The sequence below is a fragment of the Pseudomonas sp. PsB genome (assembly GCF_043658375.1).
Taxonomy (GTDB): domain Bacteria; phylum Pseudomonadota; class Gammaproteobacteria; order Pseudomonadales; family Pseudomonadaceae; genus Aquipseudomonas; species Aquipseudomonas putida_Z.
On the sequence record NZ_JBIGLU010000029.1, the window covers coordinates 1 to 25,364 of the forward strand.

Annotated in this window: 24 protein-coding genes; 17 read left to right on the top strand and 7 right to left on the bottom strand. The window is 63.8% G+C overall.

Annotation, left to right across the window (positions count from 1 at the left end; genetic code table 11):
* Positions 1 to 186 precede the first annotated feature (186 nt).
* From ACGLHT_RS24320 to pdeM, 6 genes are all read left to right on the top strand, one after another.
* On the top strand, positions 187 to 2,628 hold the full coding sequence (locus ACGLHT_RS24320; protein WP_274120312.1) for a penicillin acylase family protein: 2,442 nt from the start codon (positions 187 to 189) through the stop codon (positions 2,626 to 2,628).
* Between the two features lie 106 nt (positions 2,629 to 2,734).
* Complete coding sequence (locus ACGLHT_RS24325) at positions 2,735 to 3,751, top strand: ligase-associated DNA damage response exonuclease (RefSeq protein ID WP_274079430.1); 1,017 nt, start codon at positions 2,735 to 2,737, stop codon at positions 3,749 to 3,751.
* Entirely contained in the window at positions 3,748 to 5,406 is a 1,659-nt protein-coding gene (locus ACGLHT_RS24330; protein ID WP_274079429.1) for an ATP-dependent DNA ligase, read from the top strand. The genes ACGLHT_RS24325 and ACGLHT_RS24330 overlap by 4 nt, the downstream gene beginning before the upstream one ends.
* 222 nt (positions 5,407 to 5,628) lie before the next feature.
* A complete protein-coding gene (locus ACGLHT_RS24335; protein WP_274079428.1) occupies positions 5,629 to 6,744 on the top strand; it encodes a succinylglutamate desuccinylase/aspartoacylase family protein in 1,116 nt (371 codons plus the stop codon).
* Positions 6,745 to 6,811: 67 nt separating this feature from the next.
* Positions 6,812 to 9,265 carry a ligase-associated DNA damage response DEXH box helicase gene (locus ACGLHT_RS24340; RefSeq protein WP_274120313.1) on the top strand — a complete coding sequence of 818 codons (2,454 nt, stop codon included), beginning with the start codon at positions 6,812 to 6,814 and terminating at the stop codon, positions 9,263 to 9,265.
* The gene (gene pdeM / locus ACGLHT_RS24345; protein WP_274120314.1) at positions 9,262 to 9,915 is read left to right on the top strand and encodes a ligase-associated DNA damage response endonuclease PdeM; all 654 of its coding nucleotides are present in this window, start codon (positions 9,262 to 9,264) and stop codon (positions 9,913 to 9,915) included. Before ACGLHT_RS24340 ends, pdeM begins: the two co-directional genes overlap by 4 nt.
* 10 nt (positions 9,916 to 9,925) lie before the next feature.
* Here pdeM and ACGLHT_RS24350 read toward each other — a convergent pair whose 3' ends face one another.
* Both ACGLHT_RS24350 and dcd read right to left on the bottom strand, forming a co-directional pair.
* Complete coding sequence (locus ACGLHT_RS24350) at positions 9,926 to 10,153, bottom strand: hypothetical protein (RefSeq protein ID WP_003254918.1); 228 nt, start codon at positions 10,151 to 10,153, stop codon at positions 9,926 to 9,928.
* Positions 10,154 to 10,246: 93 nt separating this feature from the next.
* Positions 10,247 to 10,813, bottom strand: a complete 567-nt coding sequence (gene dcd, locus ACGLHT_RS24355) for a dCTP deaminase (RefSeq protein ID WP_003258001.1) — start codon at positions 10,811 to 10,813, stop codon at positions 10,247 to 10,249.
* Positions 10,814 to 11,141: 328 nt separating this feature from the next.
* On the opposite strand from dcd, the gene ACGLHT_RS24360 reads away from it, so the two are divergent.
* Positions 11,142 to 11,351 carry a cold-shock protein gene (locus ACGLHT_RS24360; protein WP_003254922.1) on the top strand — a complete coding sequence of 70 codons (210 nt, stop codon included), beginning with the start codon at positions 11,142 to 11,144 and terminating at the stop codon, positions 11,349 to 11,351.
* A gap of 185 nt (positions 11,352 to 11,536) precedes the next feature.
* Here the strand turns inward: ACGLHT_RS24360 and apbC are convergent, their stop codons facing one another.
* Entirely contained in the window at positions 11,537 to 12,631 is a 1,095-nt protein-coding gene (gene apbC / locus ACGLHT_RS24365) for an iron-sulfur cluster carrier protein ApbC (protein ID WP_016713757.1), read from the bottom strand.
* A gap of 158 nt (positions 12,632 to 12,789) precedes the next feature.
* Between apbC and metG the strand changes: the two genes are divergently transcribed.
* From metG to ACGLHT_RS24400, 7 genes are all read left to right on the top strand, one after another.
* On the top strand, positions 12,790 to 14,829 hold the full coding sequence (metG, locus tag ACGLHT_RS24370; RefSeq protein ID WP_015271555.1) for a methionine--tRNA ligase: 2,040 nt from the start codon (positions 12,790 to 12,792) through the stop codon (positions 14,827 to 14,829).
* Between the two features lie 165 nt (positions 14,830 to 14,994).
* Positions 14,995 to 15,543 carry an Rnf-Nqr domain containing protein gene (locus tag ACGLHT_RS24375; RefSeq protein ID WP_137164721.1) on the top strand — a complete coding sequence of 183 codons (549 nt, stop codon included), beginning with the start codon at positions 14,995 to 14,997 and terminating at the stop codon, positions 15,541 to 15,543.
* On the top strand, positions 15,540 to 16,514 hold the full coding sequence (locus tag ACGLHT_RS24380) for an RnfABCDGE type electron transport complex subunit D (RefSeq protein ID WP_137164722.1): 975 nt from the start codon (positions 15,540 to 15,542) through the stop codon (positions 16,512 to 16,514). The genes ACGLHT_RS24375 and ACGLHT_RS24380 overlap by 4 nt, the downstream gene beginning before the upstream one ends.
* The gene (locus ACGLHT_RS24385; protein ID WP_137164723.1) at positions 16,511 to 17,113 is read left to right on the top strand and encodes an RnfABCDGE type electron transport complex subunit G; all 603 of its coding nucleotides are present in this window, start codon (positions 16,511 to 16,513) and stop codon (positions 17,111 to 17,113) included. The genes ACGLHT_RS24380 and ACGLHT_RS24385 overlap by 4 nt, the downstream gene beginning before the upstream one ends.
* Positions 17,106 to 17,630, top strand: a complete 525-nt coding sequence (locus ACGLHT_RS24390; protein ID WP_274120315.1) for an NADH:quinone oxidoreductase — start codon at positions 17,106 to 17,108, stop codon at positions 17,628 to 17,630. The genes ACGLHT_RS24385 and ACGLHT_RS24390 overlap by 8 nt, the downstream gene beginning before the upstream one ends.
* Before the next feature lie 4 nt (positions 17,631 to 17,634).
* Entirely contained in the window at positions 17,635 to 18,273 is a 639-nt protein-coding gene (nth, locus tag ACGLHT_RS24395; protein WP_025340388.1) for an endonuclease III, read from the top strand.
* A 104-nt stretch (positions 18,274 to 18,377) separates the two neighbouring features.
* Complete coding sequence (locus ACGLHT_RS24400; RefSeq protein ID WP_003258006.1) at positions 18,378 to 18,554, top strand: PA3496 family putative envelope integrity protein; 177 nt, start codon at positions 18,378 to 18,380, stop codon at positions 18,552 to 18,554.
* Between the two features lie 43 nt (positions 18,555 to 18,597).
* Here ACGLHT_RS24400 and ACGLHT_RS24405 read toward each other — a convergent pair whose 3' ends face one another.
* Positions 18,598 to 19,218, bottom strand: coding sequence for a response regulator transcription factor (locus tag ACGLHT_RS24405; protein WP_023660944.1), 621 nt, complete (start codon positions 19,216 to 19,218; stop codon positions 18,598 to 18,600).
* Between the two features lie 366 nt (positions 19,219 to 19,584).
* On the opposite strand from ACGLHT_RS24405, the gene ACGLHT_RS24410 reads away from it, so the two are divergent.
* A complete protein-coding gene (locus ACGLHT_RS24410) occupies positions 19,585 to 20,067 on the top strand; it encodes a hypothetical protein (RefSeq protein ID WP_274079421.1) in 483 nt (160 codons plus the stop codon).
* A gap of 57 nt (positions 20,068 to 20,124) precedes the next feature.
* Here ACGLHT_RS24410 and ACGLHT_RS24415 read toward each other — a convergent pair whose 3' ends face one another.
* Both ACGLHT_RS24415 and ACGLHT_RS24420 read right to left on the bottom strand, forming a co-directional pair.
* On the bottom strand, positions 20,125 to 21,342 hold the full coding sequence (locus ACGLHT_RS24415; protein ID WP_013973956.1) for an argininosuccinate synthase: 1,218 nt from the start codon (positions 21,340 to 21,342) through the stop codon (positions 20,125 to 20,127).
* A gap of 273 nt (positions 21,343 to 21,615) precedes the next feature.
* Complete coding sequence (locus ACGLHT_RS24420; protein ID WP_274120316.1) at positions 21,616 to 22,533, bottom strand: OmpA family protein; 918 nt, start codon at positions 22,531 to 22,533, stop codon at positions 21,616 to 21,618.
* A gap of 130 nt (positions 22,534 to 22,663) precedes the next feature.
* Here ACGLHT_RS24420 and pyrC point away from each other — a divergent pair, with 130 nt between their 5' ends.
* Both pyrC and rnt read left to right on the top strand, forming a co-directional pair.
* Complete coding sequence (pyrC, locus tag ACGLHT_RS24425) at positions 22,664 to 23,710, top strand: dihydroorotase (protein WP_015271562.1); 1,047 nt, start codon at positions 22,664 to 22,666, stop codon at positions 23,708 to 23,710.
* A 59-nt stretch (positions 23,711 to 23,769) separates the two neighbouring features.
* Positions 23,770 to 24,381 (top strand): ribonuclease T, encoded by a 612-nt coding sequence (gene rnt, locus ACGLHT_RS24430; protein WP_230388460.1) that lies wholly within the window; start codon positions 23,770 to 23,772, stop codon positions 24,379 to 24,381.
* 160 nt (positions 24,382 to 24,541) lie between these two features.
* Here the strand turns inward: rnt and ACGLHT_RS24435 are convergent, their stop codons facing one another.
* Complete coding sequence (locus tag ACGLHT_RS24435; RefSeq protein ID WP_003254945.1) at positions 24,542 to 25,144, bottom strand: peroxiredoxin; 603 nt, start codon at positions 25,142 to 25,144, stop codon at positions 24,542 to 24,544.
* Positions 25,145 to 25,364 lie beyond the last annotated feature (220 nt).

The following is a 25,364-nucleotide window of genomic DNA, read 5'->3' on the forward strand; positions in this document are numbered from 1 at the left end:
GCCCGAAACAGATGTAGGAGCAGCCTTGTGCTGCGAAGCGCCGCGCGGGCGGCGCTCGATCTCACAGGCGCCACACAACCCACGCCAGGCACAAAAAATAAAGCGCCCAGGGACCTTGCACGGCGCCTGCGCGCTCACTACCTTAGCGCCTTTCGAAACCCGCCACGCCTTGCAGGAGCCCTTGTCATGGCCGCCTCCGCCTTTCCTCCATTCCGCCCGCGGTTCGCAACCGCTGCCACGCTGCTCGGCATGCTCGGGCTGGCCGGCTGCCAGACGGGCGGCTACCAGGGCAGCGTGCCACCGACCAGCGGCGTGCAGCCGCTCAAGGGCCTGGCGCAGAACGTCTCGGTACGGCGCAACGCAATGGGCGCACCACTGATCGAAAGCAGCAGCTTCCATGACGCCCTGTTCAGCCTGGGCTATGTGCATGCTGGCGACCGCATCGAGCAGATGGTCGCCATGCGCCTGCTGGCCCAGGGCCGCCTGGCCGAACTGGCCGGCAGCGAAGCGCTGGACATCGACCGCCTGATGCGCGCGGCCAACCTCAAGCAGAGCGCCGCCCAGCAGTACGCCGACGCCTCGCCAAGGCTCAAGCGCTTCTTCGAAGTGTATGCACGCGGGGTCAACGCTTACCTGTTCCGCTACCGCGACAAGCTGCCCGCCGGCCTGGCCAGCAGTGGCTACCGCCCCGAATACTGGAAGCCCGAGGACTCGGCGCTGATCTTCAGCCTGTATGCGTTCAGCCAGTCGGTGAACCTGCAGGAAGAACTGAGCGCCCTGACCCTGGCGCAGAAAGCCGGCAGCGACAAGCTGGCCTGGCTGCTGCCCGGTGCCCCGGACGAGCCGTTGGCCGAAGCCGAAGTGGACAAGCTCAAGGGCCTGAACCTGGCCAGCCAGTTGCCGGGGCTGCCGGCCCTGGCAGCTGCCAGCCAGAAGCTGGCCGACCTCGACCTTCTGGGCAGCCCGGGCTCGGCCAACCTGGCCCTGGCGCCGCAGCGCAGCCGCAGCGGCAAGAGCCTGCTGGCCAGCGACAGCCGAGCCGCCTGGGCCCTGAGCCCGGTACAGATCCACACCGGCAAGTACCAGGTCGCCGGCCTGTCGTTGCCCGGCCTGCCAATCGTGCTGGCCGGCTACAACGGCAAGCTGGCCTGGAGCAGCAGCGCGGTCATGGCCGACAACCAGGACCTGTACCTGGAGCAACTGCGCCACCAGGGCAGCCAGCTGAGCTACCTGGCCGAAGGCAAATGGCTGCCGGCCCGCGCCCGTAGCGAAACCTTCTTCGTCCGCGGCCAGCGCCCGCTGCGCGAGGTGATGTACGACACCCGCCACGGCACCCTGCTGGCCCAGCCAGGCAATGCCAGCCTGGGCCTGGCGCTGAACCTGCCACAGTTCAAGGGCGACCGCAGCCTGGATGCGCTGTTCGACCTGACCCGTGCCAAGAGCGTGGAGCGTGCCTTCGACAGCACCCGTGAAGTGACCGCCGCCGCCCTCAACTTCGTCTTCGCCGAACCCGAGCACATCGGCTGGCAAGTCAGTGGCCGCTACCCCAACCGCCGCGAAGGCCAGGGCCTGCTGCCCTCGCCGGGCTGGGACGGGCGCTACGACTGGGACGGCTATGCCGACCCGATGCTGCACCCTTACGACCAGGACCCGCCCGCCGGCTGGATCGGCCACGCCAACCAGCGCAGCCTGCCGCGTGGCTATGGCATGCAGCTGTCCAGCACCTGGTACTACCCCGAGCGCGCCGAGCGCCTGGCCCAGCTGGCCGGCAATGGCCGCCACGACAGCCGCAGCCTGATGGCCCTGCAGAACGACCAGACCACCCTGCTGGCCGACAAGCTCAAGCAGATGTTCGACGCCCCGGGCATGGCCCAGCCGCTCAAGCAGGCGATCGACGCCCTGCCCGCCGCACAGCGCGACAAGGCCAGCGACGCGCTGGCCCGGATCAAGGCCTTCGATGGCCGCCTGAGCCCGGTATCGGCCGATGCCGCACTGTACGAACTGTTCCTCCAGGAAGTGGCCCGGCAAACCTTCCTCGACGACCTGGGCCCGGAATCCGGCCCGGCCTGGCAGGCTTTCGTCAGCAATGCGAGATTGTCGTTCTCGGCGCAGGCCGACCACCTGCTGGGCCGCGACGACAGCCCGTTCTGGGATGACCGCAGCACGCCGCAGACAGAAGACAAGCCGGCCATTCTCGCCCGCAGCCTGGCTGGCGCGGTGGATGCCGGCACCGCGCAACTGGGCGCCGACCGCCGCGCCTGGCAGTGGGGCAAGCTGCACCAATACCGCTGGCCTGCACCGGCCTACCATGGTCTGGGCGACGCCCTCGGCCGCTCGCCGCTGGCTGCCGGTGGCGACTTCACCACCCTGGCCCTGACGCCATACACCTGGGGCAGCGACTTCGACACCCGCCTGCCGGCCTCGGCGCGGATGATCGTCGACTTCGGCCAGGCCGAGCCATTGCAGGTGCTGACCAGCAGCGGGCAATCCGGCAACCCGGCCAGCACGCATTACAGCGACGGGCTGGATGCCTGGTTCAAAGGGCGCTTCATGAGCCTGCCACTGCAGCAGCAGAACTTCGGGCGGGCGTATGGCAACCAGCGTTTGACGTTGGTGCCTGGGAAATAAACAATGGTGCCTTTGTTGGGGCCACTTTGTGCCCCAACCATCTCCAGTCGAACTTCCCGCACCTACCATGGTTCCTAACTGGTAACTCCAAGCCAGCGCCCATGCCATGGACCTCGTCATCGCCCGCCCCGAAGGCCTGTACTGTCCGCCCGGTGATTTCTACATCGACCCCTGGCGGCCAGTGGAGCGTGCCGTCATCACCCACGGCCACGGCGACCATGCCCGCGTCGGCAACCGCCATTACCTCACCGCCGCCCCAGGCGCCGGCATCCTGCGCAGCCGCCTGGGCCAGGACATCGACCTGCAAACCCTGCCGTACGGCGAACGCCTGCTGCACCATGGCGTAACTCTGAGCCTGCACCCGGCCGGGCATGTACTGGGCTCGGCGCAAGTGCGCCTGGAGTACCAGGGCGAGGTCTGGGTCGCCTCCGGCGACTACAAAGTGGAACCCGACGGCACCTGCACGCCGTTCGAACCGGTGCGCTGCCACACGTTCATCACCGAATCGACCTTCGGCCTGCCCATCTACCGTTGGCCCAGCCAGGGCGAGATCTTCACCGGCATCAATACCTGGTGGCGCGCCAATAGCGAACACGGCAAAGCCAGCGTGCTGTTCTGCTATGCCTTCGGCAAGGCCCAGCGAATCCTCCATGGGCTGGACGCCAACATTGGTCCTGTCCTCGTGCATGGCGCTGTCGAACCACTCAACCGGGTGTACCGGGACGCTGGCGTCTACCTTCCGCAAACCCGCTATGTCGGCGATATCCCACGCAACGACCCGCTGCTGCGCCAGGCACTGGTCCTGGCACCGCCTTCGGCGGGTGGCAGCAGCTGGATGCGCCGTTTCGGCGACTACAGCGATGCCTTTGCCAGTGGCTGGATGCTGTTGCGCGGCACCCGCCGCCGGCGCGGGGTAGACCGAGGTTTCGTGCTCTCGGACCATGCCGATTGGCCGGGGTTGCTCTGGGCCATCGGCCAGACTGGCGCAGAACGCGTGATGGTCACCCATGGCTCGGTCAATGTGCTGGTGCGCTACCTTATCGAACAAGGCCTCGATGCCCGCGCCTTCGTGACCGAGTACGGCGAGGAAGATGACGTGGTAGCTGCGGAGCCAGACGCATGAAGGCATTCGCCGAGCTGTACCTGAGGCTGGATGCGACCACCTCCAGCACTGCAAAGCTCACGGCGCTACGCGACTACTTCAGCACCGCCCCGGCTGTGGATGCCGCCTGGGCGGTGTACTTCCTGGCAGGTGGCCGCCCTCGCCAACTGGTGCCTACACGCGTGCTGCGGGAGCTGGCTGGCAGGTTGGCGGGGCTGCCTGACTGGCTGTTCGAGGAATGCTACCAGGCCGTTGGCGACCTGGCCGAAACCATCTCCCTGCTGGTACCGGAAAGCCACCACCCTGGCGACGACGGCCTCGCCCGCTGGGTCGAAGCCCATCTGTTGCCATTGCGTGGCCTGCCGGTCGAGGAGATCCAGCAACGCCTGCCGCCTCTTTGGGCGCAGTTGGACCGCCCCAGCCTGATGCTCTGCCTGAAACTCATCACTGGCAGCTTTCGCGTGGGGGTATCGAAGCTGTTGGTCACTCGCGCCCTCGCGCAACTGGCCGGGCTGGATGCCAAACGCGTGGCCCAGCGCCTGGTTGGCTACACCGACATCAGCCACCGCCCGACGGCAGCCAGCTATCAACGGCTGATAGCCCCGGAATCAGACGATGAACATAGCCAGCGTGGCGGCCAGCCCTACCCGTTTTTTCTGGCCCACCCCCTGCAGGTACCAACCGAACAGCTCGATGCACTGCTCGGGCCGCCAAGCGAATGGCAGATCGAATGGAAATGGGATGGCATTCGCGCCCAGGTGGTCAAGCGCGAAGGCCAACTGTGGGTCTGGTCACGCGGTGAGGAACTGGTCACCGAACGCTTCCCCGAATTGCACAGCCTGGCGCAGACGCTACCCGACGGTGTCGTGCTCGATGGCGAGATCCTGGTGTGGAAACCCGGCGGCTCAGCGGCTGAACTGGCTGTACAACCCTTTGCCATGTTGCAGCAGCGCCTGGGTCGCAAGACCTTGGGCAAGAAGCTGCTGAGCGACGCGCCGGTCGTGCTGCAAGCCTACGACCTGCTGGAATGGCAAGGCGAGGACTGGCGCAGCCGGCCGCAGCATGCACGCCGCCAACAGCTGGAACACGTGCTTGAGCAGCACCCATTGGCCCCGGTGTTGCTCTCGCCTCTACTCGAAGGCCGGGACTGGGCCGACCTTGCCTGCCAGCGCGAACATTCCCGCAGCCTGGGGGTGGAAGGGCTGATGCTGAAACAGCGCGAGGCGTTGTATGGCGTGGGGCGCACCAAGGACATGGGCACCTGGTGGAAGTGGAAGATCGACCCGTTCAGCGTCGATGCCGTGCTGATCTACGCCCAGCGCGGCCACGGCCGGCGGGCCAGCTTGTACAGCGACTACACCTTCGCCGTGTGGGACGCGCCAGCCGGTACGCCGGGGCGGGCACTGGTCCCCTTTGCCAAGGCCTATTCAGGGCTCAGTGACGAAGAGATGCGCAAGGTCGACGCCATCATCCGCAAGACCACGGTTGAAACCTTCGGGCCGGTACGCAGCGTGACGCCGACGCTGGTGTTCGAGCTTGGCTTCGAGGGCATCGCGCTGTCCAGGAGGCACAAGAGCGGCATTGCCGTGCGCTTTCCGCGGATGCTGCGCTGGCGGCTGGACAAGCCAGTGGAAGAAGCGGATGACCTGGCTACATTGCAGGCGCTGCTGGCCTGAAACAATTTCTGGACCGTGCTGGCTTCTTCGCGGGTAAACCCGCTCCCACAGGTCATGCACAAAAGCTGAGTTTTGTGCGATCCCTGTGGGAGCGGGTTTACCCGCGAAGAGGCCAGCGCGGTGGCCAGGAGGGCACCGATGCAGGCGCAAGCCCGAAAACTGTGCTTCCATCTCTGTGCCGACTGTGTCGCAGACCGTTTTCGCCACGCACCCAGGACCACCATGCACCATTCAACTCACGACCTGCTCTCGCCCGTTCCGGGCATTACCCGCCAGTTGCACAGCTTCCACTTCGGACCTCGCAGTGGCGGCAAAGTCTATATTCAGGCCTCGCTGCATGCCGACGAGCTGCCCGGCATGCTGGTGGCCTGGCACCTCAAGCGCCGCCTGGGTGAACTGGAACAGCAAGGCCGCCTGCAGCGCGAGATCATCCTGGTGCCGGTGGCCAACCCGGTCGGCCTGGAACAAGTGCTGCTGGACGCGCCGCTGGGGCGTTTCGAACTGCAAAGCGGCGAGAACTTCAACCGTAACTTCGTCGATCTTTCCGACAGCATCGGCGACCAGATCGAAGAACACCTGACCGACGACCCGGCACACAACCTCGCGCTGATCCGCGAATATCTGCGGCGGGGGCTGGACGCACACCCGGCGCGCACACCGCTGCAGGCCCAACGCCTGATATTGCAGCGCCTTGCCTGCGATGCCGACATGGTGCTGGATCTGCACTGCGACTTCGAGGCGGTCGAGCACCTGTACACCACGCCAGACGCCTGGCCGCAGATCGAACCGCTGGCCCGCTACCTGGGTGCCCAAGCCAGCCTGCTTGCCACCGACTCTGGCGGGCAGTCGTTCGATGAATGCTTCAGCCTGGTCTGGTGGCAGCTGCAACAACGCTTCGGCAAACGTTTCCCGATTCCGCTGGGCTGCTGCTCGGTCACCGTCGAGTTGCGCGGCCAGGCCGATGTCAGCCATGACCTGGCCAGCAAGGACTGTCAGGCGATCCTCGACTTCCTTACCCATGCGGGGGTCATCGAAGGCGCAAGCCCGGCCCTGCCCGCCTTGCGCTGCCCGGCCACGCCGCTGGCCGCAGTAGAACCGGTGATAACGCCACTGGGCGGGTTGCTGGTGTACCACGCCCGGCCAGGCCAGCACCTGGATGCGGGCCAGTTGATCGCTGAAGTCATCGACCCGCTCAGCGACCGGGTGACGGCCATCCGCAACAGCCAGCCCGGCCTGCTGTATGCACGTAACGTACGGCGCATGGCTACCGCAGGCATGGTCATCGCCCACGTCGCAGGCGAGCAGGTGTGCCGCAGCGGCTATCTGCTGGCAAACTGATTCGGTAAAACCATTGCGCCTGGCTGGTTGTCTGTAGAAACACAGCCACCGAAGGACCCTATGCCCCATGCCCGCCGCCACCGACCTCGCCAAGGCCTGGTTCGCCAAGCGTGGCTGGAAGCCTTTCGCTTTCCAGCGCCGTGTATGGGCGGCCGTGGACCGGGGCGAATCCGGCTTGCTGCATGCCAGTACCGGTGCCGGCAAGACCTACGCGGTATGGCTCGCCGCGCTGCGGGCCTTCAAGGCCGAAGCCCAGGGGCGTCATGCTGCACCCCTGCAGGTGGTGTGGGTTACCCCCATGCGTGCCTTGGCCGCCGACACCGCCCGCGCGCTGCAGATGCCGCTGGACGAGCTGGGCCTGCCCTGGAGCGTGGGCGTTCGCAGCGGCGACACCGGCAGCGCCGAACGTGCCCGGCAAGCACGGCGCCTGCCCAGCGTACTGGTCACTACCCCTGAAAGCCTTACGCTGCTGTTGACCCGGGCACAAGCCCGCGAAGACTTCGCCACGCTGCGCCTGGTAGTGGTGGACGAATGGCACGAACTGCTGGGCAACAAGCGCGGGGTACAACTGCAACTGGCGCTGGCCCACCTGCGCCACTGGCACCCGAGCCTGCCGACATGGGGCCTGTCCGCCACCCTCGGCAATCTTCAACATGCGCTGGACGTATTGCTGCCACAAGGCGGCTTGCTGGTACAAGGCAGACAAGACAAGCCGCTGCAGGTCGATACCCTGCTGCCAACGGCCATCGAGCGCTTCCCCTGGGCAGGGCACATGGGCTTGAAGATGCTCGACCAGGTCAGCCGGGAGATCGATGCCAGCACCAGTTGCCTGGTATTCACCAACACGCGGGCGCAGGCCGAACTCTGGTACCAGGCCCTTCTCGAAGCACGCCCCGACTGGGCCGGGCTGATTGCCTTGCACCATGCCTCACTGGCCCGCGATACCCGTGACTGGGTCGAGCGCAGCCTCAAGCAAGGCAGCCTGAAGGCAGTGGTCTGCACCTCCAGCCTGGACCTGGGGGTGGACTTCCTGCCCGTGGAGCGAGTACTGCAGATCGGTTCCGCCAAGGGCATTGCCCGCCTCGTGCAACGGGCCGGGCGCTCCGGCCACGCGCCGGGGCGGCGCTCCCGGGTTACTCTGGTGCCCACCCACAGCCTGGAACTGGTGGAAGCAGCCGCCGCCAGGCAGGCCTTGGCAGCCGGGCACATCGAGGCCCGTCATTCGCCGCGCTTGTGCATGGACGTGCTGGTGCAACACCTGGTCAGCATGGCCCTGGGCAGTGGCTTTCACCCGGAGCAGTTACTGGCCGAAGTGCGCAGCACCTGGGCCTTTCGCGAGTTGCGCGACAGCCAGTGGCAATGGGCGCTGGACTTCGTCTGCCATGGCGGCAGTTCACTCAGCGCCTACCCGGACTACCAGCGCGTCGAGCGCCAGGCCGACGGTGCTTACCGGGTTGCCAGCGAACGCCTGGCACGTCGCCACCGCATGAGTATCGGTACTATCGTCAGCGACGCCAGCCTGCAGCTCAAGTACTGGAGCAAGGGCGGCGGAGGCAAGGTGCTGGGCAGCGTCGAAGAGGCGTTCATTGCCCGTTTGCGCCCTGGCGATACCTTGGTGTTCGCCGGGCGAGTGCTGGAACTGGTGCGCGTGGAAAACATGACCGCCTACGTACGCCGCAGCACCGCGCGCAAGGCAGCGGTCGCTCGCTGGAATGGTGGCCGCATGCCGCTTTCCAGCGAACTGGCCGACGCACTGGTCGAACAGCTTGGCGCAGCATCCCAAGGGCGCTTCCAAGGCCCGGAGATGCGTGCAGTGCGCCCTCTGCTGACCTTGCAGGCGCTATGGTCGGCGCTGCCCACCCCCGGCAAGCTGCTGGCCGAGACCTTCAAGTCGCGCCAGGGTTGGCACCTGTTCCTGTACCCGTTCGCCGGACGCATGGCCAACCTTGGCCTGGCCAACCTGATTGCCTGGCGAGTGAGCCGCGTGCAGCCGCTTTCGGTTTCGATTGCCGTCAATGACTACGGGTTCGAACTGCTCAGCCCGGGCAACGTGGACTGGGCAACGCATCTGCCACAGGCGCTGGGTACCGAATACCTGCTGGAGGATGTGCTGGCCAGCCTCAATGCAGGAGAAATGGCATTGCGCCGTTTTCGCGAGATCGCGCAGATTGCCGGGCTGGTGTTTGGCGGGTATCCGGCGGCGCAGAAAAGCCTGAGGCAGATCCAGGCCTCCAGCGGGTTGTTCTATGAGGTATTTCGCAAGCACGACGCCGGCAACTTGCTGCTAGCCCAGGCTCGGGACGAAGTGCTGAATGAGGAACTGGAGATCGAGCGGCTGCACCGGCAATTGCTGAAAATGGGGCAGTTACGGCTGGAGCTGCGACAGCTTGAACGGCCCGGGCCGTTGGCATTTGCCTTGCTGGTGGAAGGCATGCGCGAAACGTTGAGCACCGAGAAACTGGCGGACCGGATTGCCAGGATGGTCGCGGAGCTGAACAGTGCAGCGGACGCTACGGAATGACCAACTTCCTATCCATCGAACACCATGGCCAGGTGCTCTGGCTGCTTTCGGACAAGGCCATCTACTGGCCGGCCCGTCGTGCCCTGCTGGTGGCCGATGTGCACATCGGCAAGGCAGCAAGCTATCGCGCCCTGCACCAACCGGTGCCACGCGGCACCACCGAAGCGACACTCGAGCGCCTGGATGCATTGCTGGCCGCGCATGATTGCGAGCAACTGATCGTTCTTGGCGATTTCCTGCATGCACGAACAGCGCGGGCGCCAGCAACGCTCACCAGGCTGCAGACATGGAGGGAACGGCACAAGGCCCTGAAAATCGTGCTGATACGCGGCAATCATGATCGCAACGCCGGTGATCCACCCGTGTCGCTCGAAATAGAAGTCATGAACGAACCCTGGCTGCTGGAACCCTTCGCGCTCCAGCACGAACCCGAACCGCACCCCAGCCACCCGGTACTGGCAGGCCATGTACATCCGGTATTTGTACTGCGTGGCAAGGCTCGGCAACGCCTGCGACTGCCCTGCTTCCTGATCGATGGCCAGGTCAGCCTGTTGCCGGCGTTCGGTGAATTCACCGGGGGGTGGGAAATCACGCCCACGAGCGCCAGCCGGGTGTACCTGGCAGGGGCAGACCGTGTCTGGGCGCTCTAGCGGAGTTAACTCAGGCTACAGGCGCCGGAGGAGGCTCATCAGGCAAGGTTGGCTCGCCCGGTTCCATGGGTGGTGTTTCACCGGGCTCCGGCGGTTGCGGGGTATCCGGGTCAGGCTGGTGGGGCACGCCGCCCGCCTGCATGGGCAGCGGGTGTGCCAGCAGTGACCATGGCAGCAACCCGACGTGGTTGGGCTGCAGACCTGCCAGCTTGGCACTGATTGCGGGGTGGAGTTTCATTGGCTGCTCCTGACAAGGCCACTGCGCATCATGCGCACCGGCGTTATCCAGTTGGAGTGCCAAAGGCGCGGGGAATTCCCCGCGCTCGTCGGCTCAGGTACGCGGCAGGGTGACGCCGCGTTGGCCCTGGTACTTGCCGCCACGGTCCTTGTACGACACTTCGCATTCTTCGTCGGACTGCAGGAACAGCATCTGGGCCACACCTTCGTTGGCGTAGATCTTCGCCGGCAGCGTGGTGGTGTTGGAGAACTCCAGTGTCACATGGCCTTCCCACTCGGGCTCGAGCGGGGTGACGTTGACGATGATGCCGCAACGGGCGTAGGTGCTCTTGCCCAGGCAGATGGTCAGCACATCACGCGGAATGCGGAAATACTCGACGGTGCGCGCCAGGGCGAAGGAGTTCGGCGGGATGATGCATACGTCGCTCTTGATGTCGACGAAACTGCCGGCATCGAAGTTCTTCGGGTCGACGGTGGCCGAGTTGATGTTGGTAAACACCTTGAATTCGTCGGCGCAGCGCACATCGTAACCGTAGCTGGAGACGCCGAAGGAGATCACCCGGCTGTCCTGTTCGCCGCGCACCTGGCGCTCGACGAACGGTTCGATCATGCCGTGTTCCTGCGCCATGCGGCGAATCCACTTGTCCGATTTGATGCTCATGGCGGGGTGTCCTGAAGAGTTGCGAGGTGAAAATTCGAGACGCGCATCTTACCGGTCCCGGCGCCCAGGTTAAAGTTCCATGCCTCATCCCGCGCCGGGCGGGGGCTGCAGCCGCCGTCGATCCGAATTTGCGTAAAGCGCCTTCTGACCATTGGCAGGTTGCGGAAAGTGGGGTAAGGTGGCGCCACTGTGCTGCACGTGACACCGAGAATCTCTAGTTTGATGCACGATCCTGATCGGCCCATCGCTGAATTTTCTGCTCTCTTTGCGCTCAGTCCCGGCCAGGGTTTTTCCTGACCGTTATCAAATTGTCCAAGGAGACAGAAAAATGTCCAACCGTCAATCCGGTGTTGTTAAGTGGTTCAACGATGAGAAAGGCTACGGCTTCATCACCCCTCAGTCGGGCGACGACCTGTTCGTGCACTTCAAAGCCATCCAAGCTGACGGCTTCAAAACCCTGAAAGAAGGCCAGGCTGTTACTTTCGTCGCTACCCGCGGCCAGAAAGGCATGCAGGCTGAAGAAGTTCAGATCGCCTAAGTCGATCGAAGCTTCCTAGCTTTCAAAAAACCCGCCTTCCGGCGGGTTTTTTTATGCCTGGCCGAAAGACCGAGTCGACCTCTTCGCGGGTAAACCCGCTCCCACAGGGACAGCGCGGTACTTGAAGGCTGCGCTGTACCTGTGGGAGCGGGTTTACCCGCGAAGCAGGCGACTCGGTCTGCCAGTCAATCTTCGCTGATGGTAATGCTAGGCATCGCCGGCGCAGCAGCTTCCTGCAGCACGATCCGCGCGCCCACCTGGCGGGCCAGTTCCTGATAGACCATGGCAATCTGGCTTTCCGGCTCGGCGATCGCCGTCGGCTTGCCACTATCGGCCTGCTCGCGGATCAGCATCGACAGCGGCAACGACGCCAGCAGGTCGACGCCATACTGGCTCGCCAGCTTCTCGCCACCGCCTTCGCCGAACAGGTGCTCGGCATGGCCGCAGTTCGAGCAGATGTGCACAGCCATGTTCTCCACCACGCCCAGCACCGGGATGTTGACCTTGCGGAACATCTCCACGCCCTTCTTGGCATCCAGCAAGGCCAGGTCCTGCGGGGTGGTGACGATCACCGAACCGGCCACCGGTACCTTCTGCGCCAGGGTCAGCTGGATGTCACCGGTGCCCGGCGGCATGTCGATCACCAGGTAATCCAGGTCGTCCCAGGCGGTCTGGGTCACCAGCTGCAGCAGCGCGCCGGAAACCATCGGGCCACGCCATACCATCGGCGTGTTGTCGTCAGTCAGGAACGCCATGGACATGACTTCCACGCCATGGGCCTTGATCGGCACGAACCACTTCTGCTCGCGAATCTGCGGGCGGGTGCCTTCGGCGATGCCGAACATCACGCCCTGGCTGGGGCCATAGATATCGGCATCGAGAATACCCACCCGCGCACCCTCGCGGGCCAGCGCCAGGGCCAGGTTGGCCGCGGTGGTCGACTTGCCCACACCGCCCTTGCCCGAGGCCACGGCGATGATGTTCTTGACATTGGCCATTGCCGGCACCTGGGCCTGGGCCTTGTGCGCGGCCACCACGCAGTCGATCGACACCTGGGCACTGCTGACGCCCTCGAGGTTGCCGATGGCGGTCTGCAACACCTGGGCCCAGCCGTTCTTGAACAGCCCTGCGGCATAACCCAGCTGCAACTGCACGCTGACCTGCCCGCCCTGGATATCGATGGCGCGCACGCAGCCGGCGCTGACCGGGTCCTGGTTCAGGTAGGGGTCGGTGTACTGGCGAAGCACGCCTTCGACGGCGGCACGGGTGACGGCACTCATGGAGACTCCCAATGGCAAACTGAATGTAAAACAGACGCCTATCCTAACCCGTCAATCGTCAGCAGATGCGCATGCGGGGTGAAATATCTTCGCCAGCCCTTTATAGTGGCCGATCAACCTCATTTTTACCCCGTCGCCAGATAAGTAGCCGAGCCACCATGTCCGAGCCACGTCAGATTCTCGTCACCAGCGCCTTGCCCTATGCCAACGGATCGATCCACCTTGGCCATATGCTCGAGTACATCCAGACAGACATGTGGGTCCGCTTCCAGAAGCTGCGCGGCAACCAGTGCATCTACGTCTGCGCCGACGACGCCCACGGTTCGGCCATCATGCTGCGCGCCGAGAAGGAAGGCATCACCCCGGAACAGCTGATCGCCAACGTCCAGGCCGAACACAGCAGCGACTTCGCCGACTTCCTGGTGGACTTCGACAACTTCCACTCCACCCACAGCGAAGAAAACCGCGAGCTGTCGGGCCTGATCTACGCGCGCCTGCGTGACGCCGGGCACATCGCCACCCGTTCGGTGACCCAGTACTTCGACCCGGAAAAGGGCATGTTCCTCGCCGACCGCTTCATCAAGGGCACCTGCCCCAAGTGTGCGGCCGAAGACCAGTACGGCGACAACTGCGAAAAATGCGGCGCCACCTACGCGCCCACCGAGCTGAAGAACCCCAAGTCGGCGATCTCCGGCGCCACCCCGGTACTGCGTGATTCCCAGCACTTCTTCTTCAAGCTGCCGGACTTCCAGGCCATGCTGCAGCAGTGGACCCGTAGCGGCACGCTGCAGGACGCGGTAGCCAACAAGTTGGCCGAATGGCTGGACTCGGGCCTGCAGGAATGGGACATCTCCCGCGACGCGCCGTACTTCGGCTTCGAGATCCCAGGCGAGCCAGGCAAGTACTTCTACGTGTGGCTGGATGCACCAATCGGCTACATGGCCAGCTTCAAGAACCTTTGTGCACGCCGCCCGGAGCTGGACTTCGACGCGTTCTGGAACGAAGGCTCCAAGGCCGAGCTGTACCACTTCATCGGCAAGGACATCGTCAACTTCCACGCCCTGTTCTGGCCAGCCATGCTCGAAGGCGCCGGCTTCCGCAAGCCGAGCGCGGTCAACGTGCACGGCTACCTGACCGTGAACGGCGCCAAGATGTCCAAGTCGCGCGGCACCTTCATCAAGGCCCGCACCTACCTCGACCACCTGCAGCCGGAATACCTGCGTTACTACTACGCGGCCAAGTTGGGCCGTGGCGTCGATGACCTGGACCTGAACCTGGAAGACTTCGTGCAGAAGGTCAACTCCGACCTGGTCGGCAAGGTGGTCAACATCGCCAGCCGCTGCGCCGGTTTCATTCACAAGGGCAACGAAGGCGTGATGGTGGCTGGCGATGCCGCACCGGAGCTGACCGAAGCCTTCCTGGCGGCCGCCCCGTCGATCGCCGACGCCTATGAAGGCCGCGACTTCGGCCGTGCCATGCGCGAAATCATGGCGCTGGCCGACCGTGCCAACGCCTGGATCGCCGACAAGGCACCATGGTCGCTGGCCAAACAGGAAGGCAAGCAGGATGAAGTGCAGGCCATCTGCGCCCAGGGCATCAACCTGTTCCGCCAACTGGTGATCTTCCTCAAGCCTGTCCTGCCAGTGCTGGCCGCCGACGCCGAGGCCTTCCTCAACGTGGCACCGCTGACCTGGAACGACCACCTGTCGCGCCTGGAAAACCACCAGCTGAACCCGTTCAAGGCGCTGATGAGCCGTATCGAACCGGCCAAGGTCGAAGCCATGGTCGCCGCCAGCAAGGAAGACCTGCTGGCCGCCGAAGCCAAGGCCCCGGCCGGCAACGGCGAGCTGGCCAAGGACCCGCTGTCGGCGGAAATCGAGTTCGACACCTTCGCAGCCGTCGACCTGCGCGTGGCACTGATCGTCAAGGCCGAGGCCGTGCCGGGTGCCGACAAGCTGCTGCAACTGACCTTGGACATCGGTGACGAGCGCCGCAACGTGTTCTCCGGCATCAAGTCGGCCTACCCCGACCCATCCCAGCTGGAAGGCCGCCTGACCATGATGGTGGCCAACCTCAAGCCACGCAAGATGCGCTTTGGCGTGTCCGAAGGCATGGTCATGGCGGCCGGGCCTGGCGGTGAAGAGATCTACCTGCTGAGCCCGGACAGCGGTGCCAAGCCAGGCCAGCGCATCAAGTAACAAAACCTGCTGGACCTTGTGAGAGCGGGCGTGCCCGCGAAACGGACTACGCGGTGCATGGCACCGGCGTTGCCGGTGTTCGCGGGCACGCCCGCTCCCACAATGACTCCGGCACCTTGATGCCAAACCCGGACAATCGCCCCGATTCCCGGCTATCGTCATCTCATGAGCGACTACATCCTGGTTCTGATCAGCGCTGCGCTGGTCAATCACCTGTGCCTGCAACAACAGCCATTCCCCAGGCTGCACCTCCACGTGCACGGCCTCGCCTGCGCACTGTGCATTGCCTTGGGTGTGATCGGCGCACAACTACTGGTGCGCGGTGTGCTTGCCCCGCTGCACGCCCAGGACCTTGCTCTGTTCCTGTTGTTGCCCTGGCTGGCCGTGCTCGCCTGGGGCGTGCCATGGCTGCTGACAAGATGGCGCCCGAGCTGGCCGGTGACGCAACTGCCCGCGCTGCTGTTGAGCAACGCGGTAGTACTGGGGTTGGCCCTGCAACAGGCAAGCGACGACAGCACATGGCTCGCTACCTTGCTGCAAGGCCTGCTGGCCGGCGGCGGCTTCTGGTTGGCGTTGGTGCTGTTCGCCGACCTGCGCCAGCGCAGCGCTCATGCCGACGTCCCGGGGGCAATGGGCGGCCTGCCCATCGAACTGCTTGGGGCCGGGGTAATGGCCATGGCGTTTTCCGGCTTCAACGGGCTGTTCGCCCAATGACCGCCAAGCCCGACCCGCGGCTACGCACCAGCATGGGCCTGGTGTTGCTGGCCTGCGTACCTGGCCTGCTGGCGCTGTTCTGGCTGCATGGCTGGAGTTTGCTACTGAACCTGTTGCTGTGCGCCAGCGCCGCGCTGCTGTGCGAGGCGCTGTTGGTTACCTTGCGAGCACAACCGCTGCGCACGGCGCTGAACGACGGCAGCGCGCTGGTGACCGCCGTGCTGCTGGCCGCCGCCCTGCCCACCCTGGCGCCCTGGTGGTTGCCTGTGGTCGCAGCCAGTGTTGCCATCGGCATCGGCAAGCAGGCCTTTGGCGGGGTCGGGCGTAACCTGTTCAACCCGGCCATGGTCGGCTACGCCTTCGTGCTGCTGAGCTTCCCGTTGCAGATGAACCATTGGCCAGGGCCGGCACCAGGCCTGCTCGACAGCCTGCAGCTGGTGTTCGCCGGCGGTGAGCAGATCGATGCATGGGCCCGGCCGACACTGCTCGACGGCCTGCGCCACAACCGCAGCCTGACCATCGATGAACTGTTCGCCAGCCACCCGGGCTTCGGCAGCATCGGAGGACGGGGCAGCGAATGGGTCAACCTGGCGTTCCTGCTGGGCGGCCTGTTTTTGCTGCAACGCAAGGTGATCAGCTGGCATGCGCCGGTTGGCCTGCTGGCAGGGTTGTTACTGTTCAGCCTGCTGGGCTGGAATGGCTCGGGTTCGGACTCCAACGGCTCCCCCCTGCTGCACCTGTTCTCCGGCTCGACCATGATGGCGGCGTTCTTCATTGCCACCGAACCGGTATCCGGCCCCCGGCAGGAGTGGGCGAAGCTGGGGTTTGGCCTGGGGGCGGGCCTGCTGATCTACCTGATCCGCACCTGGGGCAGCTACCCGGACGGTACGGCGTTCGCCATCCTGCTGATGAACCTCATGGCGCCGAGCCTCGAACGCCTGGCTTTGCAGCGCCAGCAGGTTGCACGATGAAGCGCCTGGTACGTGATGTGGGCCTGCTGCTACTGACCGGGGTACTGGCACTATCGGCCACCCTGGCCTGGCGACACTGGACCAGCGCGGCCATCGTCGACGCCGAGAAACAACTGAATAGCCGTCAGCGGCTGGCAGTGCTGCCAGAAGGCAGTTACGACAACCAGCCCTTGGACAGCCCGCTGCCCAGGCCCGCCGCACAGCGGCCAAACAGCCGTATCCTGGCAGCTTACCGGGCGACGCTGGCGGGAAAGCCGGCCGCCATCATCCTGGTCACCCAGGCCCAGGGCTATGCCGGGCCGATCGTGCTGAGCGTGGCCATCACCGCGGACGGCCGGCTGATCGGCAGCCAGGTAGTCGAGCAACAGGAAAGCCCCGGGCTGGGTGCACGCCTGGGTGATCCGCAGCTGAACTGGCTTGGGCAATTTGCCAACCGCCAGCTGGGCGATCGCTGGGCGCTGAAGCGCGACCAGGGCGACTTTGACCAGTTGGCTGGCGCAACCGTGACCTCACGGGCGGTGATGGGCGCGCTGCAGGAGGCGCTGAGCTACTTCGATGAGCAGCGCAGCGTATTGCTGGAGGGCGGCTCTCATGAATAGGTTCTATCTGCTCGGCGCAAGCCTTGTGCCCCTGTTGGGTGCCACCCGAACACTGAGCGAAGGCGCCACCATCGGCGTGTGTGCGGTGCTGATGAGCAGCCTTCACCAGCTGTTGCTGGCGCCCCTGCGCCAGCGGCTTGCCACCTGGAGCTATGTGCTGGCCAGCCTGCTGCTGTTGGCGGCCCTGGCCAGTTGCCTGCAACTGGCACTGCGTGCCTGGCTGCTGCCAGTGGCACTTGCCCTCGGCCACTATCCCGCACTGCTGTGCCTGCAATGCCTGGCCACTGACCACCTGCTGCCCGATCAAGGGCGCTGGCGCCTGCTCGCCGGCCACCTTTGCGCACTGCTTGCCACATGCCTGCTGCTCGGCGCCAGCCGCCAATGGTTGGCCGACGGTACCGGCCTGCACCTGGCCAGCCTGGCCCCGGGCGCCTTGCTACTGCTCGGACTGCTGTTGGCCTTGTACAATCGCCTGCGCCCGGGCCCCGCCCAACCACGTCGTCAAGGAAAGCTCTGATTTCATGAATGCCGCCAAACGCCTGGAGATCTTTCGCAGGCTGCACGAAGACAACCCCGACCCGAAGACCGAACTGGCCTACACCACCCCGTTCGAACTGCTGGTCGCCGTGACACTGTCTGCGCAGTCCACCGATGTCGGCGTCAACAAGGCCACCGCACGCCTGTTCCCGGTCGCCAACACCCCCGAGGCCATCTATGCGCTGGGCGTCGAAGGCCTGAGCGAGTACATCAAGACCATTGGCTTGTACAACAGCAAGGCCAAGAACGTCATCGAAGCCTGCCGGCTGCTGATCGAACGCCATGGCAGCCAGGTACCGCAAACCCGCGAAGCCCTGGAGGCGCTGCCCGGCGTGGGCCGCAAGACCGCCAACGTAGTGCTCAACACGGCGTTCCGCCAGCCAACAATGGCGGTGGATACCCATATCTTCCGGGTCAGCAACCGCACGGGCATTGCGCCAGGCAAGACGGTGCTGGAAGTGGAGAAAAAGCTGATCAAGTTCGTGCCGAAGGATTACCTGCTCGACGCCCACCACTGGCTGATCCTGCACGGGCGCTATGTGTGCCAGGCACGCAAGCCGCGCTGCGGCAGTTGCCGGATCGAAGACCTGTGCGAGTACAAGCACAAGACCTCCGACGATTGAGTCGATAGCTGGAAACCACCTGCAGCGATTGAAAAAATCTTTTTTACCAGCGTCTGCTTTCTGGTTATAAGGACGGCCAATGGCCCCTTGGCTTGGAGCGACTCATGAGTAGCGATAAAGACGACCTGTCGATCGAAGATGATTTTGTTGCCGCGGATGACGAAGCGGAACCCCAGGTGGAAACCGCAAAGACCAACCTGAGCAAGCGCCGCACCATCGACAATATGCTGGAAGAAAGGCGCCTGCAGAAGCAGCTGGCCGACTTCGACTACGATCTGTAACCCTGGCAAAGCCTCCTGGCTGGAGGCTTTACGGCCTTGGCGGTCAGTTCAACCCTTGCCGCTGCGCCAGCTCGATCAGGTCGACCAGCGAGCGCGCATTGAGCTTGAGCAACAGGCGCGACTTGTAGGTACTGACCGTCTTGTTGCTGAGGAACATGCTGTCGGCAATCTCCTTGTTGGAACGCCCTCGCGCCAGCTGTTGCAACACGGTCATCTCGCGCGCCGAGAGGCGGTTGACCATATCCGTCTCGCTTCCGCCCCTGCCACGTGACACATGCAAGGCCTGGTTGGGGAAGTAGCTGTAGCCCGACAGTACGGCCTTGATGGCGCTCAGCAGCTCGGTGAGTTCCTGCTGCTTGCACACATACCCCGCCGCCCCCGCCTGCATGCAGCGCATCGAGAAGTTGCCTGGGGCCTGCGATGTCAGCACCAGCACCTTGCTGCCCGGGCTGAAAGTTGTCATGCGACCGATAACCTCCAGGCCATCCAGCTTGGGGATACCGATATCGAGCACCACGATATCCGGCAGGTGTTGCCGTGTGAGTTGCAGCGCAGCCACCCCGTTGTCGGTTTCCGCCACGACGTCATACCCATGCCGCTCCATCAGCATGCGTACGGCCAGGCGTATGACCGGATGATCATCCACGATAAGCACTTTATTCATGCGATATCCATTCATTGCTTTTGCTATGGCCCGCCAAGATAACCTACAGAACGCTTACTGGCGCGGTGATTTACCGACGAAATATATGAACAGATAGAACCTACAACACTTACAGAAATTTCCTACACTCAACTGACGCACTTGTAACAATCAAATTCCCTGCTACCGAATGAACGGTATCACCAGCCGCTAAAAGTGCACCAGTTGAAAACCGGCCGAAACCTCGGGAAATACTCAGTTCAAATGCGCTGAACAAACACCGTCATCAGGATTCCGAGCGATTATTCTCACCCGGGAAACAATCCAGCCTTTAGTTGAGCATCGCCGTAAGGTAAAGATGTGCAAAATCGCTGGAGACGACCCCATATGCACCAAGTACAACCTGTCGCCCCGCTGACGATCATTGCCATCTTCGCAGGGATTATCGAAGCCTCCGCCCTTGCCACATTGCCGTTTCTCAGCGAATCCAGCCAAAAGCTCTATACCTGGTTCCTGGTGGGCTTCCCATTCTTCCTGACGGCACTGTTCTTCCTCACGCTCAACTTCAATTACAAGTCGCTCTACGACCCTTCATCAAACAGGACGGCAAATGACAACACGTCGACACAGAGCGATGTGGCCAAACATGCAATGCCCGGTAATACCAGCGAAGCGCTGCAGGGCGAGCCTGTCACATTCATGTTTTCCGGCCCCGATGCCTATCGCATGATGGAGCAGCAATTGCTGTCCGCCCTTGCCCAACCGCCGCAGCAAGCGCGCACGTGGCGCTTTTGCAACCTGGATAGACGCCAGTGCGCACAACTATCGATCAGCGCGCTTGATGGACAGCAGGCGAGCGACGGCCATTGATATCACAGATAAAAAAACCCCGGCCTAGGCCGGGGTTCTTGCTGCACATGCCAGCGATCAGAGCAGCGAGCGGCCCTTGTTGGCAGCAATGCGCATACGCAGGGCGTTGAGCTTGATGAAGCCCGCTGCGTCCGCCTGGTTGTAGGCGCCGCCATCTTCCTCGAAGGTAGCGATGTTGGCATCGAACAGCGAGTCGTCCGACTTGCGGCCGACAACGGTGACGTTGCCCTTGTACAGCTTCAGGCGTACCACGCCGTTCACGTTGACCTGCGAAGCGTCGATCATCTGCTGCAGCATCAGACGCTCCGGGCTCCACCAGTAGCCGGTGTAGATCAGGCTGGCGTACTTCGGCATCAGCTCATCCTTCAGGTGAGCGACTTCGCGGTCCAGGGTGATCGACTCGATGGCACGGTGGGCCTTGAGCATGATGGTGCCGCCTGGGGTCTCGTAGCAGCCACGCGACTTCATGCCGACGTAACGGTTCTCGACGATGTCCAGACGGCCGATGCCATTGGCACCACCGATACGATTCAGGTCGGCCAGGACGGTGGCCGGGGTCTTCTCGACACCGTCGATGGCAACGATGTCACCGTTGCGGTAGGTCAGCTCGATGTAGGTAGCCTGGTCCGGGGCATTCTCGGGCGAGACGCTCCAGCGCCACATGTCTTCTTCGTGCTCGGTCCAGGTATCTTCCAGGACACCGCCTTCGTAGGAGATGTGCAGCAGGTTGGCGTCCATCGAGTACGGCGACTTCTTCTTGCCGTGGCGCTCGATCGGGATGCCGTGCTTCTCGGCGTAGTCCATCAGCTTCTCGCGGGACAGCAGGTCCCACTCACGCCATGGGGCGATTACCTTGACGCCTGGCTTCAAGGCGTAGGCGCCCAGTTCGAAACGCACCTGGTCGTTGCCTTTGCCGGTGGCGCCGTGGGAAATGGCGTCGGCGCCGGTTTCGTTGGCGATTTCGATCAGGCGCTTGGCGATCAGCGGACGGGCGATGGAAGTACCCAGCAGGTACTCGCCTTCGTATACGGTGTTGGCGCGGAACATCGGGAACACGAAATCACGCACGAACTCTTCGCGCAGGTCGTCGATGTAGATCTCTTTAACGCCCATTGCCTGGGCCTTGGCACGAGCCGGCTCGACCTCTTCGCCCTGACCCAGGTCAGCGGTGAAGGTCACCACTTCGCAGTTGTAGGTATCCTGCAGCCACTTGAGAATCACCGAAGTATCAAGGCCGCCGGAATACGCCAGTACGACCTTTTTTACGTCCGCCATGCCATCACTCCACGGGGTTGTACGGAAAGGGATCGATTCTAACGACGTTACGGATAAATTTACAGTGGGGCGACAGCTTCTGACGACAAAGCGACAGGAAGTTTCGGAAGGGCGACTTACCGTCGGAAAGTATGAAATGCCGTGTAGGAGCGGCCTTGTGTCGCGATGGGCTGCGCAGCAGCCCCTGGATCTCAGCAATGCAGCGAAAACTGCCGGGGCTGCTGCGCAGCCCATCGCGACACAAGGCCGCTCCTACAGAAAGCTCCGCAACCTTCAGGACTTGGCAGGTGTTGGCTCAGGGGCCTTTTCGACAGGCTTCTCCACCGGCTTCTCGATCACCGTCACCCGATCCAGTTCAATATTCACCCGACGGTTACGCGCCCGGTTGGCAGCATTGGTGTTCTTCGCCAACGGGTAACGCTCGCCTTGGAAACGCACGGTAATCTGCTCTTCCGGAACGCCATGGGCCTTGAGGTAGTCGGCCACCGCCAGTGCCCGGCGGCGCGACATGTCGCGATTGGTCAGGCGGTTGCCACTGTTGTCGGAGTGACCGTTGAGCTCGACATGGTTCACCGTCGGGTCAGCCTTCATGTAGTCGAGGATCACATCCAGCCGTGCCTTGGCCGCACCATCCAGCTCGAAGCCGCCCCCGGGGAAGCCCACCTGGGTCTGGCGCACCTGGTCGTAATTCATCGGCAGCAGCTTGCCGGCACAGGCCTGATAGTCGCTGTAGGCCTTGGCGAAGCTGACCGGTAGCACACGCACTTCCATCGGCCTGCCCGCCTCGCCGGTGTAATTGCGTACCACCGTGCTGCGCCCATCGAGCAGGCCGTTGATCAGGCGGCTGGCCTGGCCCTGGGACGAACTGAACAGCACCCCGGTGCGAGCCATGCGCACGCTGCCCAGGTTGATATCACTGCGCCCGGGTTGCCACGGCGCAGCGGCTGCCAGCAAGGTGGCCGTGCCCGCACCCAGTACATTGCTGTCCGAACGCAGCTGGAACACCGGCTGCTCGCCCGCGCGGCGCACGAACTCGCCGCTGCCGAAGCCGTCGATCGGCTGGATCAGCCGGCACTCGAACTGGTCACCCTCGACCTTCCAGGCGATGTTCTCCATGCGCGTCTGGAAGGTCAGCGCGCCGGCCGGCAGGCTGGCGAACAGGGTCAACAGGGCTAGGTAACGCTGGCGCACGGGCGGCTCCACAAATTCTGACGGCTTACCTGCAGGCTATCGGACGCCTGCCGGAAAACTTGATAGCCGTGCTCCACCCAGGGTTTTCCGGTAGCATTGGGGCTTGAGTTCGACCCGCCTGGAATCCCCAATGTCCGATCGCCTGACCCTCCTGCGTCCCGACGACTGGCACATCCATCTGCGCGATGGTGCCGTCCTGCCCCACACCGTTGGCGACGTGGCGCGTACTTTCGCCCGTGCCATCATCATGCCCAACCTGGTTCCGCCGGTACGCAATGCCGTCGAGGCCGGCGCCTACCGTGAGCGCATCCTGGCCGCCCGCCCGGCTGGCAGCCGCTTCGAGCCGCTGATGGTGCTGTACCTCACCGACCGCACCAGCCCCGAGGACATCCGCGCGGCCAAGGCCAGCGGCTTCGTGTACGCCGCCAAGCTGTACCCTGCCGGCGCCACCACCAACTCCGACTCGGGCGTGACCAGCATCGACAACATCTTCCCGGCCATCGAGGCGCTGGCGGAAGTTGGCATGCCGCTACTGGTGCATGGCGAAGTGACCCGCAGCGAGATCGACGTGTTCGACCGCGAGAAGCGTTTCATCGACGAGCACATGCGCCGTGTGGTCGAGCGCTTCCCCACGCTGAAGGTGGTGTTCGAGCACATCACCACCAGCGATGCCGCGCAGTTCGTCACCGAGGCCCCGGCCAACGTCGGCGCGACCATCACCGCGCAGCACCTGCTGTACAACCGCAACCACATGCTGGTTGGCGGCATTCGCCCGCACTTCTACTGCCTGCCGATCCTCAAGCGCAACACCCACCAGGTGGCGCTGCTGGACGCGGCCACCAGCGGCAACCCGAAGTTCTTCCTGGGTACCGACTCGGCCCCGCACGCCCGTCACGCCAAGGAAGCCGCCTGCGGTTGTGCCGGTTGCTACACCGCCTACGCAGCCATCGAGATGTACGCCGAAGCATTCGAGCAGCGTAACGCGCTGGACAAGCTGGAAGGCTTCGCCAGCCTGCACGGCCCGGCGTTCTACGGCCTGCCGGCGAACACCGACACCATTACCCTGGTCCGCGAAGAATGGACCGCCCCGGACAGCCTGCCGTTTGGCGAGCAGACCGTGGTCCCGCTGCGCGCCGGCGAAAAACTGCGCTGGCGCCTGCTGGAGGAAAACGCGTGAGCGAAGACCTCTACGAAGACGACCTGGACACCCAAGGCAGCAGCGGCTCGCGCCACCCGATGGCCGAGCGCTTCCGCGGCTATCTGCCGGTAGTAGTGGATGTTGAAACCGGCGGCTTCAACAGCGCTACCGATGCCCTGCTGGAAATTGCCGCTGTCACCATCGGCATGGACGAAAAGGGCTTCCTGTTCCCCGAGCACACCTACTTCCACCGGGTGGAGCCATTCGAGGGCGCCAACATCGAGGCGGCCGCGCTGGAGTTCACCGGGATCAAGCTGGACCACCCGCTGCGCATGGCGGTCAGCGAGGAAAGTGCGCTGACCGACATCTTCCGCGGCGTACGCAAGGCGCTCAAGGCCAATGGCTGCAAGCGGGCGATCCTGGTCGGCCACAACAGCAGCTTCGACCTGGGCTTCCTCAATGCGGCGGTAACGCGCAATGACCTGAAGCGCAACCCGTTCCACCCGTTCTCCAGCTTCGACACCGCTACCCTGGCGGGCCTGGCCTACGGCCAGACCGTACTGGCGCGGGCCTGCCAGAGCGCCGACATCGACTTCGACGGGCGTGAGGCGCATTCGGCGCGTTATGACACCGAGAAGACGGCCGAGCTGTTCTGCGGCATCGTCAACCGCTGGAAAGAGATGGGCGGCTGGCGCGATTTCAACGATTGAGTTGAAAGAGCATTCGCGGGCATGCCCACTCCCACAGGGATCGCACAATGACTGAGGCCCGTGGGATACCTGTGGGAGCGGGTTTACCCGCGAAGAGGCCGGCACAGGACGGCACAAAAAAAACCGGCCACAAGGGCCGGTTTTTTCATGCACGCGGCAATTACAGCTTGCCAGCGTTCTCGCTCAGGTAGGCAGCAACGCCTTCCGGCGAAGCGTTCATGCCTTTGTCGCCTTTTTTCCAGTTGGCAGGGCAGACTTCGCCGTGCTCTTCGTGGAATTGCAGGGCGTCGACCAGGCGCAGCAGCTCGTCCATGTTGCGGCCCAGTGGCAGGTCGTTGACGATCTGCGAACGGACAACACCGTTGGTGTCGATCAGGAAGGCACCACGGAAGGCCACGCCGCCTTCGGACTCGACGTCGTAGGCCTTGCAGATTTCGTGGGTCATGTCGGCAGCCAGGGTGTATTTGACCTGGCCGATACCGCCGTTGTTGACCGGGGTGTTACGCCAGGCGTTGTGGGTGAAGTGCGAGTCGATCGACACGCCGATCACTTCCACGTTGCGCGCCTGGAAGTCAGGGATGCGGTTGTCCAGGGCGATCAGCTCGGACGGGCAGACGAAGGTGAAGTCCAGCGGGTAGAAGAACACCAGGCCGTACTTGCCCTTGATGGCCGAAGCCAGGTTGAAGCTGTCGACGATCTCGCCATTGCCCAGCACGGCCGGAACGGTGAAATCGGGGGCTTTCTTACCAACGAGTACGCTCATTGTAATCTCCTGATGAGGGTGAAAAACCGTTTGCCGGGCCAGACGGGCTTGCCCGACATCCAACAAAGGCCGACCATCATACACGGCTTCTGGTGACAGGCCGACTCCAACGACGAAGCAACCGCCGGTCGCTCAAGCACGGCCCTTTCAGAAACTCCTTTGACAAGCATTCTCATTAACATTAAGCTCCACACCATCGAGCCCACCAACGATGGTCAGC